Below are 1188 nucleotides of genomic sequence, written 5' to 3' on the forward strand. Positions count from 1 at the left end.
GGCCGCGCGTCCAGCCGCAACAACGTGGTGTCCGGTACCGGAATGGTCCGGTCCGGTGGTTCCAGCCGGTAGCCGTCAGCGAGCCGGACGAGCGCGGCTCCGTCGCTGGGCTCGCCCAGGCCGACCAGCCGCCAGCAGCCGAACGAGCTGTCGGCCAGCACCCACGTGCCGGCGTCCACCAGGTCGGCGAGCAGCGGGTCACCCAGGGCGGACGCCATGGCGTGCTGGACCAGCAGTCCGTCGCCGGTGGCCCGGCAGACCAGCATGAACGGGTCGTGATCAAGAGCAGTCAGCAGCGACATGGGCAGCGACGCGGGCAGCGTCTCCCCCGATGCAGGGGACAGCCGCAGTTCGGTGGCGACCCGGCCGCCACCGAACGGTCCGGCAGCAGCCCCGGGCAGCACAGGACCGGACAACGGGGCGCCGAACAGCGGATCCAGCCGGACCGGCCGGTAGCTCACCGACAGCCCCAGCTCCAGGGCGCGTTGGATGACCTCGCCGGCCAGCGCACCGGGCAGCAGGACCACGGCCTCGGTGGATGTGCCGGCCGCGACCGGGTGGAGTCCGGCGGTCCGGACCACTTCGACGACGCTCACCGGACGGAGCCCGGACGTGGGCACCGACCCACGGTCGCCGTCCGGTGTGACCGGGGCGACCGGCATGGCGCCCCAGCCACGATCGGGCCGGAACCATCCGTCGGCATGGACGAACAGCCGGCCGGACGCGGTTGACACCAACTCCCGGCCCAGGTCGAGGTCCATTTCCGCGGCCACCCACCAGCTCCCGGAACCGGCGACGGTCGGGACGCCCGACGGGTTTGGTCCGTCGGCCCGCAGGAACTGGATGCTGTCACGGTGTCCGGTCGCCACGAGTAAGCCGGCGAACACAAGCGCAGCGGAGGCGGAGCCGAACCTGCCGGCGAGTGCCACCACCTGCGCAGAAAGGCCGGCGGACACAGCGGACCCGTCCGGTCCGGGCTGGCTGGGCGGTCCGGTGGAAGGCTCCGGCCGGACGGTCGATCCGTTCTGGGGAACGGGGATCGCATCCGGGGGCGTGGGCTCCGGTAGCGGGGATGCCTGCGGCACGGGAACCTCGTCCGGCGAGATCTCGTCGAGACTGAAAGCACGTCGCCCCTGACCGGAGACCGGACGATCATCGGGACCCAAGGTCATCGGCTACCCCGCGGAC

The 1188-nt window shown here is 72.5% G+C and carries 1 pseudogene; it reads right to left on the reverse strand.

The features are described 5' to 3' along the window. Positions 1-1172 (reverse strand): annotated as a pseudogene (locus U9980_RS27375) (hypothetical protein); the annotation flags it as partial. Positions 1173-1188 lie beyond the last annotated feature (16 nt).

Source organism: Protofrankia sp. Cr1 (genome assembly GCF_963555865.1).
Classification (GTDB): domain Bacteria; phylum Actinomycetota; class Actinomycetes; order Frankiales; family Frankiaceae; genus Protofrankia.